This is a genomic window from Halorubrum rarum (assembly GCF_048380895.1).
Lineage (GTDB): Archaea > Halobacteriota > Halobacteria > Halobacteriales > Haloferacaceae > Halorubrum.
Genome location: NZ_JBLWMN010000015.1, coordinates 39741 through 53792, shown reverse-complemented (window position 1 = coordinate 53792; position 14052 = coordinate 39741). Strand labels below are relative to the sequence as shown.

Below are 14052 nucleotides of genomic sequence, written 5' to 3'. Positions count from 1 at the left end.
GTCGGAGAGCGGGCATCCGGCCGGTCGGAGCGCGTCCCGCTCGCGCCGGAGCTCGGGCAACGCGCGTTCGGCTCCGGATCGGTGACGCGTCGTCCGTCGTCGTTCGATCACCGCGAGAGTCAACCGTGGGGGCGTGTCGGGGAGGGCCGTCGGGGAGGGTCGTCGGGGACGGCCGTCGGGGAGGGTCGTCGGGGAGCGATCGTTCGTCTTCGCCCGTCGATGGCGGCTAGCGCTCGTCGATCGGGACGAACTCGGCGTCGGTCGCGCCGGTGTAGCGGGCGCGCGGGCGGATGAGGCGGTTGTCCTCCTGGTACTCGAGCATGTGGGCGATCCAGCCGCCGGCGCGGCTCACCGCGAAGATGGGGGTGTACAGGTCCATCGGGATGCCGAGGTGGTCGTAGACGGAGCCGGAGAAGAAGTCGACGTTGGGGGCGATTCCCTTCTCGGCTAATCCCTCGTCCTCGCTCAGGTACTCCTCGATGGCGGTCGTGTACTCCAGCCACTTCGTGTCGTCGGCGGACTCCGAGAGGTCGCGCAGCTTCTCCTCCAGGATGTGTGCGCGCGGGTCCTTCACCTTGTAGACGCGGTGGCCGAAGCCGGGGATGCGGCGGCCGGCGTCGCGCGCGTCGGTGATCCACTGGACGGGGTCCTTCGCGGAGTCGTCGACCTCGTGGAGCACCTCCATCACGTCCTGGTTCGCGCCGCCGTGGAGCGGGCCGCTGAGCGCGCCGATGCCGCCGACGACGCCGGAGTAGACGTCGGCCATCGTGGAGCCGATCACCATCGCGGCGAACGTGGAGGCGTTGAGGCCGTGGTCGGCGTGGAGCGTGAGCGCCATGTCGAACGTCTCCTCGCTCACGGCGTCGGGCTCGGTGCCCGTGAGCATGTAGAGGAAGTTGGCGGCGTGAGAGAGGTCGGGGTCGGGGTCGACCGGCGCGTTGCCCTGGCGGGCGCGTTCGAAGGCGGCGAGGACCGTGGGCATCTTCGCGGTGATGCGGCGGCCCTTGTTGAGTGCGGCCTCGCGGTCCTCGGCGTCGGCGTCGGTCTCGGGGTCGTACGCCGAGAGCATCGACGTGGCGGTGCGGAGCGCGGCCATCGGTCGCTCGCCGGCGTCGGCGAGTTGGGTCACGGTTTCGAGGACGTCGTCGTGGACGTCGTGTTCGGCGTCGAGCTCGGCGGTGAACGCGTCGAGCTCCGTGCGCGTGGGTAGCTCGCCGTTCCAGAGGAGGTACAACACCTCCTCGTAGGTCGCCTCGTGGGCGAGGTCGTCGATGTCGTACCCTCGGTAGACGAGTTTCCCGACTTCGCCGTCGACGTGGCTCAGTCCGGACTCGGCGACGAGTACACCCTCCAATCCCCGCTTTAGCTCGTCAGACATATCCGATCGGTTTCCGCTACCACCCGAAAAGTGTTATCTTTCGGGATGATTACGTGTCGACGATCGGCGTACGGGACGGCGTTGAACGTCGTTTCTCGGGGGATATGGACTCGACTGCAACGTCTTTTTGACGCTGACGCGTTTCCGAGTCGACATGCGTCCACTCCGCGTTCCCCTCGTTCCGAAACCGCTCCGTTGGGGGATCGTGCTCGCGGTCGCCGGAACGATCCTGTATTACTCGATACTGACGCCGCCCGGATCCGGGTCGTTCCGGACCGGCCCACTCGGGGTGTTCGCCTTCTCGAACTGGCTACACTTCCTCGCGTACGGGGGACTCGCGGCAACGCTCGCGTACGCACTCCACGACTCTCGATGGCCGGACTGGCAGGTGTTGATCGTCGTGTTCGCCGTTGCAGTCGGCTACGGGGTCGCGATCGAACTCCTCCAGTCGACCGTTCCGTCCCGCACGTTCGACCGCACGGATATGGTAGTCAACGCGTTCGGTGCGGTCGTCGCAGTCGGCTGCTGGCGGGTGATCGACCGGTACGTTCGGTTCGGGCGGCTCGCCCGGCGGTGCTCGAATCCCCACCTCGGGTAGCCGATCGGGGCGAAACACTCGACTCGGGCCATGCGGGCCCGAAGTTCCGCACGATCTCTCGGTTAGTCGAGTCCGACGGGCCGTCACTTCGTGTCGAGTTCGCCCCGGCGTTCACGATGCATGATCTCGCCCGCGAATCGTCGAAGCGTGGCAACGAGTTCCGCCTCGGTTTCGTACGTTTCAACGCGGAGATCCCATCGGACTCTTGCGGACCGGATCATTGCGCTCGAGACGTCCGCCTCGTGCACGAACACGAACCGCTCGCCGTGGGTGTCCGAAAGCGTTTGAAGGATGCTCCCGGCTTCCTCTCCGATACCGAAATTGTGGCCGAGAAACGGGACCACGAACGCAGTGGCGTTACTACATCGCGTGAACTCGATGCTTTGCGTGACCGCATCCACGTCTTTGAGATCCATGTCGACGTCGATCGCGAGGAAGGCGTTCACTCCCGGGTCCGTCCGGAGCGCACCTTGCACTCGCCGCAACAGGGCTTTCGCCTCGTTGATGTCGTCCTCGTTACGGAAGAGTCGGCGCAACGGCCCCGGCAGGGAATCGACGTCGATCCCCTGCCGCTCCTCCTCACTGAGGACGTAATTGAGGTTGAAAGACTTGTACGGTCCCATCAGATAGAACAGGAACTGGTCATACGTCACACTCCCTAATCGCTCAGCGATCCTCGTCCGGGTGATCTCGCCCGACATGGCGACTCCTACCCGGCTCGCATATATAATAGACGGTGTTTTTGGGGAATCCCGGCTCGAGAACGACTAAGTATGTTCTTCACGTACTGTAACGCAGGATGGCAACCGATCAAACGCGGACGGTCGACGGGGATCTGCCGACGGATCCAGCGGAGTTGCTGCCCGACGACAGCGTCCTCCGCCTCGAGGAGTACCTCGATATGCACGCGACCGTCGGACACCGCACCCGGTATGAGATCCTCTATCGGCTCGTCCACGGCGGGGAACGAAGCCCCACGGAGCTTGCGGAGGCGATCGGGATCGACGACAGTACGCTCCACTATCACCTGAACAAGCTGGTCGCTGTCGGACTGATCGAGAAGCGCCAACGCACGCAACGCGGGCAAGACGGGTTCTTCACGTACTACCGTGCGACGGTGTTCGGCGAGGTAACGCTCACGGACGGCGTCGACGAGCTGATCCGAGGGGAGCAGGCGTTCGAGTCCATGTACGACGGTTCACAGTAGGTAGTTGCCCGTTTCGAACGGCAGGTGATCCGATGGTCGTCGTCGCCGCCCTCGTACCGTTCGTGTTCCGTTTCCACCCTTCATACGCGCCGTCGCACGACGTCCGGGACCGTATCAGGGGATCCTCGGCGTGAAGCCCGCGCTCATCGGGGTCGGACAGGCGGGCGGGACGGTCATCGACGGGTGTCTCGCGTCCGACGCGGAGACGGGCGCGGACGACGAACAATGGATGCGGCGGTCGTTCGGGAGGACATCGACGAGAGGCGAGGCGTGCTCGACGGCGTCCCTGTCCACGCGATCGATGCGTTCCTCGTCGTCGCGGGGTTCGGCGGCGGCGGCACCGGCAGATCCTCCACTGCGCGTGCGTGCGGACGGAGGATCCACACACTCGAGCGCCGACGCGCGACGACGACCTTCTCGAACGGGCGTACACGGGTGTCGCTCACGGCGTTCACGACCGGGGGAGACGGCGCTTATGGGTCGGTGCTCACGATCATCGATCACACCGGGTTCTCACGATCGAGAACGGTCGTCTCACCCCCGTCAGACGTCCGTGTGAGCCATTCACACGAATCGTGGCAACCACACAAAGTATTTATACTGACCCCTTTAACACACGGCTGCAACCCCTACCCTAATGCGACAGGAGTTGAGTATCCGCGACCGAGTCCGGCTGTATCCCGCTGAGGGCGTTGGCGTCGACGATGATCGGGCGGTCGAAGGTCAGGAGAAAGCTACTGCCGCGATGCAGACAACACACAACAAACAATGACAAACGACAATAACACACGCAAGAAGGCCAATGCGGTCTTCTTCGCGGTGATCATGGTCGTCTCCATGGTTGCGGTCGGCTTTGCTGCCGCTCCTGCGGCTGCAGCAGACACCGACGGCGACAATGTGACGATCGAATATAATGTTCCTACCGATGGTCAGACCATCGCACAGGGAACTGAAGTAGCACCGAGTGTCACCGTCTCTGTTGACGGCGACGATGCGACAAACAACTTCAACGCCACTAACATCGCTGAAGGCGATGAACTGGTGTTCCAAGTCGACCAAGGCAGTGGCTTCGCCTCTGTTGACAGCATAGCCTTCACTGACGGGAACTTCAACATCGCGCCTGGTGAATCTGAGGAGTACGAATTCACTGGTGCAGCAACCGCCATCGGTAACCTTGACGTTGGTTCCTACGACCACCGTGTTGTCCTTAACAACTCCTCTACCGGGGTAGTCTCTGCAGGCGGGAACGACTACGCATCTGCAGAACAGACGCTGAATGTGGAAGATGGCTACGTCCCGAGCAACCCGTTCCAGGGACAGGAAGTTACCTTCTACAACAGTTCGATTGACTCCACTGAAAACTACGACCTGCGCCGTGTGACTGCGTCCGAAGGCGGCTCCGTCACTAACAGCCAGTTCGTCGAAGAAGTTAGTCCGGAAAACGATGGCCAGATCGTCATCGACACCAGCGACCTCGAGACTGGTGACTACTTCGTTCGTGGTCCCGACCTACCTAGTCAACCCAGCCTCGACAACACGTTCGAGGTTCGGCTCATGACTCTCGACACGGAGTTCGAGGACGACACTGTCGCGGCTGATGACAGTGCCGACATTGAGATTGACTCCAACCGCGGTTCCTACGCGCTCAACGTGAGCGCCGACGGCGACCTCGACGCTGACGAACTCGAAGCCCTCTTCACCGAGGAATTCGACGTTACGACTGTCGACGATGACGAGGACCGCATCACGATTGAAGGCGTCACTGACGACACGTACTCCGCGAACTTCTCGAACGTGTCCGACATCTCGACGGGGAACTACGAGTTCCTCTTCGAGTCGACTGACACTGAAGCCGAAGACACCACCTCGATCGAAGTGACCGAGGCTGGTGAAGGCGAACTCGGCCTTGATGAGCAGATCGTCACCGAACAGCAGGGTGACGTTGCCGCGATTACCGTCACCTTCGACGACACTGAAGAAGGCCACCTCGTCATCGGTGACGAGGAGAACGTTGGCTACCAGGCGAACGTGACGATTGACTCCGACGGCGAAGACGAAGTAACCGTCCTGTTCAACACGTACGTTGCAGGGAACACTTCCTCCGACTACGCAGACGACCTCTTCGAGATCGCGGACGACGACTCCGACGCCTCGCTCTCGAGCCCTCAGCAGAACGAGATTGGAGACGGACTGAGCATCCTCGGTACGGGTGACTACGACCTCTCCATCCGTTCGACGACTGACGCCGACTACGGCGAGACGCTCGAGAACCCCGACACGATCGGGACGCTCGTGATCGAAGACCGTGAGACGGTCGGCCAGACCATCTGGACGGCTTCCTCTGACACCGTCGACGACGTCCGCGACGCGGACAGCGACGACGACGACGCGATCGCGGAGCTCACCTCCCAGATCGAAAACGACGCAGTGACGCAGACCGACACGGTCGCAGAGGGCGACTACGTCATCCACCAGGTTGAGGCATCGGGCCTCACCGGTCTGCTCGCGAACGTGAGCGACAACCCGTCCGATGCGCTGGACGCTCTCGTCAGCAACCAGAACGGCATTGACGACCAGGCGTCGCTCAGCCTGCGTGTCCGCCAGACGGCAGACACGACGACTACGAACGCAGAGCGTAAGGTCCTCAACGTCCTCGACGCGGCAGACACGGAAGTCTACGAGGACGAGGACTCGGACAACCTCTACATCGTCTACGACCTCGACCAGGTCGAGACTGACGGTGAGCGAACGGCTGAGGACGGCGACGCGTTCGACGCACGCTTCCGCGTGCAGGACGAGCGCCTCCTCGACGTTGACGAGGACGACCGCGACGAGCTCACGACGACTGAGCTGCGCAACAACTACTACCAGAGCGTGACGGCTTCCTTCAGCGTGGAGGAGCGTGAATTCGAGTTCGACCAGGACCCCTACAACGTGACGAACGCTGAGGGCCAGGTCGTCGAAGGAACGTCCAACGTCGCACCCGGTAGCGAAGTGAACCTCCGCGTGCGCTCGGCATCCGGAACCAGCCCGTCCTTCATTAAGACGCAGGAGGACGTTGCTGTCACCGCTGACGGCACGTGGTCGACCGAATTCGACTTCAGTCCGCAGAACATCGGCGACGAGTACACCATCACGGTCCGCCAGAGCGGCCTTGATGACAACCCGGACGTCGACGGCACTGTGGTCGAAGCGGTCGAAGAGGAGACCGAGGAGACCGAGGAACCGGAGACCGAGGAACCGGAGACCGAGGAACCGGAGACGGAAGAGCCGGAGACCGAGGAACCCGAGACTGAGGAACCCGAGACCGAGGAGACCGAAGAGGAGACCGAGGAGACCGAAGATGACACGCCCGGCTTCGGCGCAGTCGTCGCTCTCGTCGCGCTCCTCGCCGCCGCGCTGCTCGCGACCCGCCGCCGTCCCTAACTCGGACGAACGCACTCGCGACTAAGCGCTTCGGCGTCTCACACTCGAACCACCGGCCCACGCGGGCCGACCCACACACGGTTTCTTTATCGCACCCACGTCGACCAGCGACGGCGATCGCGACGTCGACGCACACGCGACGTGACGGGCGACGCGACTCATCGTGCGATCGCTCGGCGAGTAGCGGGACCCACGTCCGTGACCCCACCGAAACATCCTTATAATACAATGGACTACATTCGGGTACATAATGCCGGTGCTCATCGAAGACCACGACCCCGAGCTCACCCTTCGGCCGGGAACCACGAAGTCGGACATCGTGGCGTACCTGTATCGGAACCCCGAGTGGGGGTACTCCCCACAGGAGATCACGGACGCTCTCGACATCCCCCGAGGAACTGCCACAACCACGTTGAAACGTCTGTTCGACGACGACTACGTCGGAAAAACCGACGACGGCTACTACCACGCCCTGAGCGACCGCGAAGACATCCGACGGTACGTCTCCAGCCTCGACCAACTGAACCGGATGTTCGGCCACCACCGCGATGTGGACGCGAACCCTGAACAACCCGAGACACGGATCGGTGAGGGCTTCACTGACGAGGAACTCGACGCAGAGCTCACGGAGTTGGAAGACGACATGGACGAACTGAATGAGTAAACTCTCCGCAGGAGATGTTTGCTGGGCACAGGATCCAACGAATGCACATCCGCAGAGGCCAATTATCGTCTTAGCTCACGAGACACACCCGTTCAGCGCCACTGATTGTACCGTGATGTGTGTCGGAACAAGCGCCGGAAAGTACCAGCAAACCACACCTGAGCTCAAAGACGAGCACCTCAACGGTATCTCGTTCTCCGATACGTCGTACCTGATGCCATGGGCACTATACACGATCGCACCGGCATCGCTCATGAACGGAAGAACGACAGGAGAGCTAACAGAAAATGGACGGAGACTGGTGAAAAAATCACTCATTTCCCTACTTGCGTAACTGCTGGATAGTGGAAGCGGGCACAGTCCAGTTGAGCCGGTCTGAGGCGTAAGCAAGTCGTAGTGACGTGAGTTGTATATTGAGTACTACTTTCTCCATCGGTATTCTCTCAGAATACCATTTATAAATCCAAACCCACGTGCCGGATGAGTCTCTGCGGTCGGCGCGCGCGAGCCGTCGCGGCTGGGGCTTTGGAGGTGGTAGTACTCGCTCCGCCGAGAGCCACTCATCGAGCAACTAATTATAAACGGTTTATCTACTCCGACGGCTACCACGACATTGCGTCGGGTTCATCCCCGAGTACGGGAGACACGCGCGAGATCCCTTCCGGAGCGAGTCCGCCGTCGACGACGAGCGAGGACTGAGATCGACGACCGAACCCCGACGTTTCGAGATCGTGAAACTATCGAGAACGAAAGGGATTTACACCGATCGACGATTCAGTCCCGAGTAGATCCACGACGCGACGTCGATACGCTCGCAGTCGACGGGTTTTCCGCACCCGACAGCCGCCGCTCCGTCGATCGCAGCGACTCGACATCGACGCTTGTGGAACCACTACGCGCTATGACAGCTACTGTCCGGACGCCCGTGACGCCGCTCGTCGTCGTGTCGATCGCCGTCGTCGTCGCCCTCGGCATCATGGTGCTGCCGGGCGCGGCGAGTGTTGTCGATCTTGGCGAAGTTGAGGACGTCGGTATTGGAAACAATGAATCCCAGACGATCCACGATATTGTCGTCTGGGAAGATTCGGATCCGATTGTCATTGAGGTAGGAGACTTGGTTGAGGCAGGGGCTGAACTGGATCCTAATACCTCTTCGTATGAGATCTCAAACACTCAGGCGACGGAAATTGAGAGTGTGACGATTGAAGATCGAACAACATCAAATGCAAAGCTCATTGTGGAAACCTCTACGGATAGTAGCCATGATGAATTTGATTTCACGATTTCTAATATAGACACGACAAATGTTAGTACTCTTGATAGTTCTCTTTCAGCTACTGCCACCGATCTAGAGTATAAAATCGAACGAGACGGGTATGAGATCGGTACATTCTCAGTTGTATCTAATGCTTCTGTAGACATCGACTCGGAAGCGTATGACCATACAACGAACACAATCTCCGTCTCGAACGTTCAGCTAGAAGATCCTGAAAAGGATCACGTCGTCATATGGGAGACTGATGAAGATGGGGAAGCCGCAAGAAAACTAGGTACAGTACAGGGCCAGCAGGATTCAGTATCTATTGACGTTGAAGAGCTCACTGGTGAGGTTGAATTAATTGCTGCGGTCCATCCAGATGACGGGACTCCAAATGAGAACGTAATTTATGCTGGTGATATCGCGAATGTAGACGCTCCTGAAAATGGATCTGTTAACACTACGAATGTCACTGCAGACCCAGACCATGCGGCTACTAGTGACTCAACACATTCTGTTAATATATCAGTTACAGGTGAATCTGCAGCGACTGGTGATCATCTCGAACAAGTGACGATCGAATATGACGAGCAGTTTGTGAATTCAAAAGGAAATTCTTCTGCGGTTGAGTCTGAGGGACAACTAGTAGAGCTAGTACACTATACGGGAGAAGGAACAACAGACCTCTCAAATCAGGACAATATTAATATTTCCTCCTCAAATAACACCGTCACTTTTGATTTTTCTCCGCTTGAAACTGCTCCACAACTCTCTGATGGTGACCAACTGATCCTTGCATACGACGGAGTCGAAAATCCACACGACAGTGGTGAGTATCTGGTTAACGTTTCTCTTCGTGATGGCGTTGGCAATGAAGATACATCAACATCATCTGTTCAGATATCGCCCAGCTTGGTGGATGGAGATGTCGCTCTGCAAAATATTCCACTCCATTTTGCTACCTCGACTAATACAACAAACGATTCGCTTCGAGGGGTTATTGAAATCCCTTTTAATATCGCTATAGACGATACTAGAGGAAGTATTGAGGTCGAACTTACATCGTCCCAAACGGCTACCATTGATCTCGGTAACGATACGAATTTATATACCCACACTGACGGCCAGCTAGTCATCAATACTAGTGGACTTGAATACGATAGCCCACTCAAAAGCGGTGTATTCCCGTCTCTCAACCGTCTAACCCTCTATAACATCCATCCAGAAGGTGAAGGTGAGGGTATTAAATCTAAATCTACGGATGTTCAGTTCCTTGGAGAAACGATTTCTGGCGGTGAGAATGCGACTATATTTAAAGGAAGCAAGGTCGCTATTGAAAGCGAAGATTCTGATAATTTCTCAGTTGATCTAAATAGCAGTAGTGAATCGATACGCATCACATCCGGGATTAACAGCCGGATTGCAAGCTTCGACACGACAAATAGAACTAACGAGAAATACTCTGTATCGACATCGGTGTTTTCTACTTCAACTACTCTAGAAATCGAAGAACTCAACGTTCAGATCAATCCCACGGAATCAGTGGTAGATACAGAAACACAGATCGAAGGTAAAATAGAAATGAATGGCTCGGATCGTCCAGTCAACATTTCACTGGCAAATGAGGCGGGTCATCTCGTCGCCAGCAATTTCACTTATACAACTGATGAGGGAGAGACACACTTCAGTTTCTCCTCACAACCAGAAGGGGACTATCGAATCACTGCGACTGATCTCAAATCAAACGTCGAGAGATCTACTTCGCTTAGCGTTGAGAACACCACTACCAACGAACCGGCTGATGAGGACGACACCGATGGCGACATCACCGACGACGCGGACGGCGACACCGACGACACCGACGGCGACATCACCGACGACGCGGACGGCGACACCGACGACACCGACGGCGACATCACCGACGACACCGACGGCGACACGGACATCCACACCACCGACGCGGACGCCGACACCACCGACACGAGCGTGACGACGTCGACCGACGGCGGGACGGGCGACAGCACGGACACCGACTCCGACGCGTCCGACGTCGTCGATCAGGACCCGCCGGCGACCGATGCGGACTCCGGCGCGACCGACACGCCCGCTCCAGACGGGGACGACGACCCGGCGTTCGAGCCGGGGACGGAGGAGACCATCGTCTCCGAGGAGGAGTTGGTCTCGACCGGCCTCGTCGACGAGCGCCCGTCCGGCGGGGAGCGCGCCGACGCCGCCGCCGAGCCCACGCCGGAGCGCGACCTCTCGCTGTCCGACCTCCGCGCCGACGACGGCGAGGGCAGGGGACTGACCGTCGGGGACGTCCCCGGCTTCGGACCGCTCGGCACGTTCGCGGCGCTCGCCACGAGCGCGGCCGCGGCCCGGCGGACGGCGTGACCGGCGGCGGCGACGTCGCCGGACGACGCGGCCGGTGCGATCGGCGGCCGCGACACCGGAACGGAGCGCGGGCAACGACAAGGGCTTTATCCGGCGAAACCCGACCGAGTCGGTATGACTGCTGTGAGCGTGCCGGCGGTGCTGGCTGCCCTCCCCGACACGTTCACGTTCGCGTGGCTCGTCGCGATCCTGTTCGGGATCGCGTGGGTGCTCGACGGCTACGGCCACGACGCGGGACGCACGCTTGCCGCGGGGACGTGGGGGCTGTTCGGGCTGTTCTGGCTAAGCATGGTGCCGTACTTCGCGTTCGAACACCAGAGCTACGTCGAGTCCCTTCTCGCGCTCGTCGGCGTCCCCGCGTGTGCGTACGCGGGCTACCTCCTGTACAGCGGCCGCGGGTCGCTGTTCGTGCTGACGCGCGCGGTCGCGCTGATGCTGTTCATCTACCTCCCGTTCGAGACGATCCCGGCCCTCTCCGTCGCCGGGCTCGCGATCCCCGAACCGCGCCGCGTGCTCATCGAGATCGTCGCGACCCACACGGGGATGGTGATCGACCTGCTCGGCTACGCGCCCGAACGCGTCACGAGCAGCGAGGGGTACGACGCCGCCTACGAGTGGGTGCTCGACGACGGGCACACCGTCCGGGTCCACGTCGTGTTGGCGTGTACGGGCCTCGGCAGCATGGCCATCTTCGGCGGGCTCGTCGCCGCGGTGAAGGCACCGCTCGTTCGCAAGCTCCGCGCGCTCGCCGTCTCGATCCCGCTCATCTACGCGCTCAACATCCTCCGGACGACGTTCATCACGATCGTCGCCGGCAACCAGTACATGCACTGGCAGCCCGACCTCGTGTTGGCGATGTTCGGCGCGACCGACCCGTACCGCGTGTCGTTTCTCGTCTCCGACCGGATCATCAGCCAACTGCTCGCCGTCGTCGCCCTGATCGGGATCACCTACCTCGTCGCCCGCGAGCTCCCGGAGCTCGTCGTCGTCTTGGAGGACGTCCTCTACGTGCTCACCGGCGAGGAACACGACCTCACCGAATCGATCGACCTCCCGCGGGAGCCGACGAACGGGGCGAACGACTGATCGATCGCGTCGACTGGCTGCCCCGACGGACCGCCCGTTCGGTCGACCACAGCACACGTCGTCCCGGATGGCAACGTATAGGGGGCCGTAAACGGTACACCGAGGCACGCATGCGGGCGCGGATCCGGTCGGATCGGCTCGACGCCGACGGCCAGACGGGCGGTGAGACGCGGTGTCGCTGAGCGGCGTCGACGTGGTCGTCTACTTGGAGGCGGACGTCCTCAAACTGGTGATGGCGACGATTCTGGGGATGTTCCTCGGGCTGGAACGCGAGTGGTCCCAGAAGACGGCGGGGATCCGGACGTTCGCGCTGATCAGCCTGCTCGCGGCCGTGTTCTCGATCCTCGACAACGACCCGCTGTTGGTCGTCGGCGGGCTGTTGCTGGTCGCGATCGCGGTGCTGTTGGCGGTCCGGAGCTTCGTCGAGGCGGACGCCGAGGGGCTCTCGCTGACGACTTCCGTGTCGATGTTCGTCGCGTACGGGCTCGGGGCCCTGGTCGCGAACGACTTCCTCATCGAGGCGGTGACCGTCGCCGTGCTCTCCTCGCTCCTGTTGGTGTTGAAACGGGAGCTCCACCAGTTCGCGTGGGGGCTCTCCCGCGAGGAGATGCGCAGCGCGGTGGAGTTCACGATCCTCGCGTTCGTCATCTATCCCCTGCTTCCCGCGGAGACGATCGACCCGTGGGACGCGATCCAGCCGCGGCTGATCTGGTCGCTCGTGATCGCGATCAGCGCCATCGGCTTCGTCAACTACGTGTTGGTGAAGAAGTACCAGGGACGGGGCTACGCGGTCACCGGCTTCTTCGGCGGCCTCGTCAACTCGACGGCGGTCGTCGCCGAGATGGCCAAACGCGCCAAGGAGCGGACGGACCTGCTCGACATCGCGGTCGGCTCGATCCTGCTCGCGAACGCCGCGATGGCGGTCAGAAACGCCGTCATCGTCGCGGCGTTCGTCCCCGAGGCCGCCCTCATCATCGGTGCGCCCCTCGGCGCGATCGCCGTGACGGGGGTGACGATCGCCGTTCTGCGCAGCGACTGGCGGACGACGATGGAGGCGGACCTCACCTCCCCGTTCAGCCTCCGGAACGCGCTCACGTTCGGACTCCTGTTTCTCGTCGTCCTCCTCCTGTCGGTGTTCGCCGAGCGGACGTTCGGCGCGGGCGGGTTCGTCGCCACCGCGTTCCTCGCCGGACTCGTCTCCTCCGGCACCGCGACGACGACTGCCGTCTCGCTGCTCGGCACCGGACAGATCACGGTCGACACCGCGGTCGCGGGCGTCGTCGCCGGCACCGCCGCGAGCATCCTCGTCAAAACCGTGTTCGCCGCGAGCATCACCCGCGACCTCGTCCGGCCCGTGTTGATCTGGAACCTCGTGCTCATCGCGGTCGGCGTCCTCGTCGGCGCGCCGCTGTTGCTGGTGTGAGTCGGTCGAGCACGGATCGACGCGAGGCCGCCGCGGAACCGGACCGGGATCGAACTGGACCGGACCGACCGGAATCGAACTGGACCGGACCGGAATCGAACCCGGACCGAGCCCGGACCCGAACCGAGCGTTCCTAGGAGAGGTGCGCGGTGACGTCCGTCGACGACACCATGCCGACGTAGTCATCGTCGACGACCGGGAGGTGTTTCACGCCGTACATCGTCATCATCGCCGCCACCTCCTCCATCAGGAGGTCGGGCGTCACCGTCTCGACGTTCTCGGTCATTACGTCGGCGACGACGGTCTCGTCCGTGTCCCGACCGCTTCCGACGGCGGCGATGACGTCACTTTGGGTGACGATGGCGCGAGAACTCGTCGTGACGACGAGCGCGCTGATGCCCTTCTCGTGCATCCGTTTTGCCGCCTCCCGGATCGACGCGTCGGGAGCGATCGTTTCCAGCGGCGTCGACATGATCTCCGAGACCCGTGTCCGATCGTTAGGATCCATGTTCGATTCTCGCCACCACGGCTCATGGATGTTTCGACATCGCGGAACGGTGCCGGACCGACACCGGCGCTGTGATCGGGGACGGTGTCCGATGCGGCGTCAGCGGGTGA

Annotated in this window: 13 protein-coding genes; 9 read left to right on the top strand and 4 right to left on the bottom strand. The window is 61.1% G+C overall.

Annotated elements, in window-relative coordinates:
- Positions 1 to 226: 226 nt before the first annotated feature.
- Complete coding sequence (citZ, locus tag ACNSN7_RS11590; RefSeq protein WP_418282449.1) at positions 227 to 1378, bottom strand: citrate synthase; 1152 nt, start codon at positions 1376 to 1378, stop codon at positions 227 to 229.
- 154 nt (positions 1379 to 1532) lie between these two features.
- Here citZ and ACNSN7_RS11585 point away from each other — a divergent pair, with 154 nt between their 5' ends.
- On the top strand, positions 1533 to 1976 hold the full coding sequence (locus ACNSN7_RS11585; protein WP_418282448.1) for a VanZ family protein: 444 nt from the start codon (positions 1533 to 1535) through the stop codon (positions 1974 to 1976).
- An 83-nt stretch (positions 1977 to 2059) separates the two neighbouring features.
- Here the strand turns inward: ACNSN7_RS11585 and ACNSN7_RS11580 are convergent, their stop codons facing one another.
- Positions 2060 to 2677 carry a DUF7509 family protein gene (locus ACNSN7_RS11580; protein ID WP_418282447.1) on the bottom strand — a complete coding sequence of 206 codons (618 nt, stop codon included), beginning with the start codon at positions 2675 to 2677 and terminating at the stop codon, positions 2060 to 2062.
- Between the two features lie 98 nt (positions 2678 to 2775).
- Here ACNSN7_RS11580 and ACNSN7_RS11575 point away from each other — a divergent pair, with 98 nt between their 5' ends.
- A complete protein-coding gene (locus ACNSN7_RS11575) occupies positions 2776 to 3183 on the top strand; it encodes an ArsR/SmtB family transcription factor (protein WP_418282446.1) in 408 nt (135 codons plus the stop codon).
- Between the two features lie 114 nt (positions 3184 to 3297).
- Here ACNSN7_RS11575 and ACNSN7_RS11570 read toward each other — a convergent pair whose 3' ends face one another.
- Positions 3298 to 3567, bottom strand: a complete 270-nt coding sequence (locus tag ACNSN7_RS11570; RefSeq protein ID WP_418282445.1) for a hypothetical protein — start codon at positions 3565 to 3567, stop codon at positions 3298 to 3300.
- A 253-nt stretch (positions 3568 to 3820) separates the two neighbouring features.
- Between ACNSN7_RS11570 and ACNSN7_RS11565 the strand changes: the two genes are divergently transcribed.
- The 7 genes from ACNSN7_RS11565 to ACNSN7_RS11535 all read left to right on the top strand — a co-directional run bounded on the left by ACNSN7_RS11565 (position 3821) and on the right by ACNSN7_RS11535 (position 13434).
- Positions 3821 to 3955 carry a hypothetical protein gene (locus ACNSN7_RS11565; protein ID WP_418282444.1) on the top strand — a complete coding sequence of 45 codons (135 nt, stop codon included), beginning with the start codon at positions 3821 to 3823 and terminating at the stop codon, positions 3953 to 3955.
- Positions 3952 to 6609: a DUF7827 domain-containing protein gene (locus ACNSN7_RS11560; protein ID WP_418282443.1), complete on the top strand. Its 2658-nt coding sequence runs from the start codon at positions 3952 to 3954 to the stop codon at positions 6607 to 6609. The genes ACNSN7_RS11565 and ACNSN7_RS11560 overlap by 4 nt, the downstream gene beginning before the upstream one ends.
- Positions 6610 to 6859: 250 nt before the next feature.
- Entirely contained in the window at positions 6860 to 7273 is a 414-nt protein-coding gene (locus tag ACNSN7_RS11555) for a MarR family transcriptional regulator (protein WP_418282442.1), read from the top strand.
- Positions 7266 to 7607 carry a hypothetical protein gene (locus ACNSN7_RS11550; RefSeq protein ID WP_418282441.1) on the top strand — a complete coding sequence of 114 codons (342 nt, stop codon included), beginning with the start codon at positions 7266 to 7268 and terminating at the stop codon, positions 7605 to 7607. Before ACNSN7_RS11555 ends, ACNSN7_RS11550 begins: the two co-directional genes overlap by 8 nt.
- A gap of 591 nt (positions 7608 to 8198) precedes the next feature.
- Entirely contained in the window at positions 8199 to 10925 is a 2727-nt protein-coding gene (locus tag ACNSN7_RS11545; RefSeq protein WP_418282440.1) for a hypothetical protein, read from the top strand.
- 114 nt (positions 10926 to 11039) lie between these two features.
- Complete coding sequence (gene artA, locus ACNSN7_RS11540) at positions 11040 to 12011, top strand: archaeosortase A (RefSeq protein ID WP_418282439.1); 972 nt, start codon at positions 11040 to 11042, stop codon at positions 12009 to 12011.
- A 232-nt stretch (positions 12012 to 12243) separates the two neighbouring features.
- Positions 12244 to 13434, top strand: coding sequence for an MgtC/SapB family protein (locus tag ACNSN7_RS11535; RefSeq protein WP_418282480.1), 1191 nt, complete (start codon positions 12244 to 12246; stop codon positions 13432 to 13434).
- Positions 13435 to 13567: 133 nt separating this feature from the next.
- On the opposite strand, the gene ACNSN7_RS11530 is transcribed toward ACNSN7_RS11535, so the two are convergent.
- Entirely contained in the window at positions 13568 to 13942 is a 375-nt protein-coding gene (locus tag ACNSN7_RS11530; RefSeq protein ID WP_418282438.1) for a CBS domain-containing protein, read from the bottom strand.
- Between the last annotated feature and the right edge of the window lie 110 nt (positions 13943 to 14052).

What these genes read in the sequence shown, in the direction of transcription:
- citZ (WP_418282449.1), bottom strand. Translation starts at nt 1,378, where the DNA reads ATGTCTGACGAGCTAAAGCGGGGATTGGAGGGTGTACTCGTCGCCGAG.
- ACNSN7_RS11585 (WP_418282448.1), top strand. Translation starts at nt 1,533, where the DNA reads ATGCGTCCACTCCGCGTTCCCCTCGTTCCGAAACCGCTCCGTTGGGGG.
- ACNSN7_RS11580 (WP_418282447.1), bottom strand. Translation starts at nt 2,677, where the DNA reads ATGTCGGGCGAGATCACCCGGACGAGGATCGCTGAGCGATTAGGGAGT.
- ACNSN7_RS11575 (WP_418282446.1), top strand. Translation starts at nt 2,776, where the DNA reads ATGGCAACCGATCAAACGCGGACGGTCGACGGGGATCTGCCGACGGAT.
- ACNSN7_RS11565 (WP_418282444.1), top strand. Translation starts at nt 3,821, where the DNA reads ATGCGACAGGAGTTGAGTATCCGCGACCGAGTCCGGCTGTATCCCGCT.
- ACNSN7_RS11560 (WP_418282443.1), top strand. Translation starts at nt 3,952, where the DNA reads ATGACAAACGACAATAACACACGCAAGAAGGCCAATGCGGTCTTCTTC.
- ACNSN7_RS11555 (WP_418282442.1), top strand. Translation starts at nt 6,860, where the DNA reads ATGCCGGTGCTCATCGAAGACCACGACCCCGAGCTCACCCTTCGGCCG.
- ACNSN7_RS11550 (WP_418282441.1), top strand. Translation starts at nt 7,266, where the DNA reads ATGAGTAAACTCTCCGCAGGAGATGTTTGCTGGGCACAGGATCCAACG.
- artA (WP_418282439.1), top strand. Translation starts at nt 11,040, where the DNA reads ATGACTGCTGTGAGCGTGCCGGCGGTGCTGGCTGCCCTCCCCGACACG.
- ACNSN7_RS11535 (WP_418282480.1), top strand. Translation starts at nt 12,244, where the DNA reads ATGGCGACGATTCTGGGGATGTTCCTCGGGCTGGAACGCGAGTGGTCC.
- ACNSN7_RS11530 (WP_418282438.1), bottom strand. Translation starts at nt 13,942, where the DNA reads ATGGATCCTAACGATCGGACACGGGTCTCGGAGATCATGTCGACGCCG.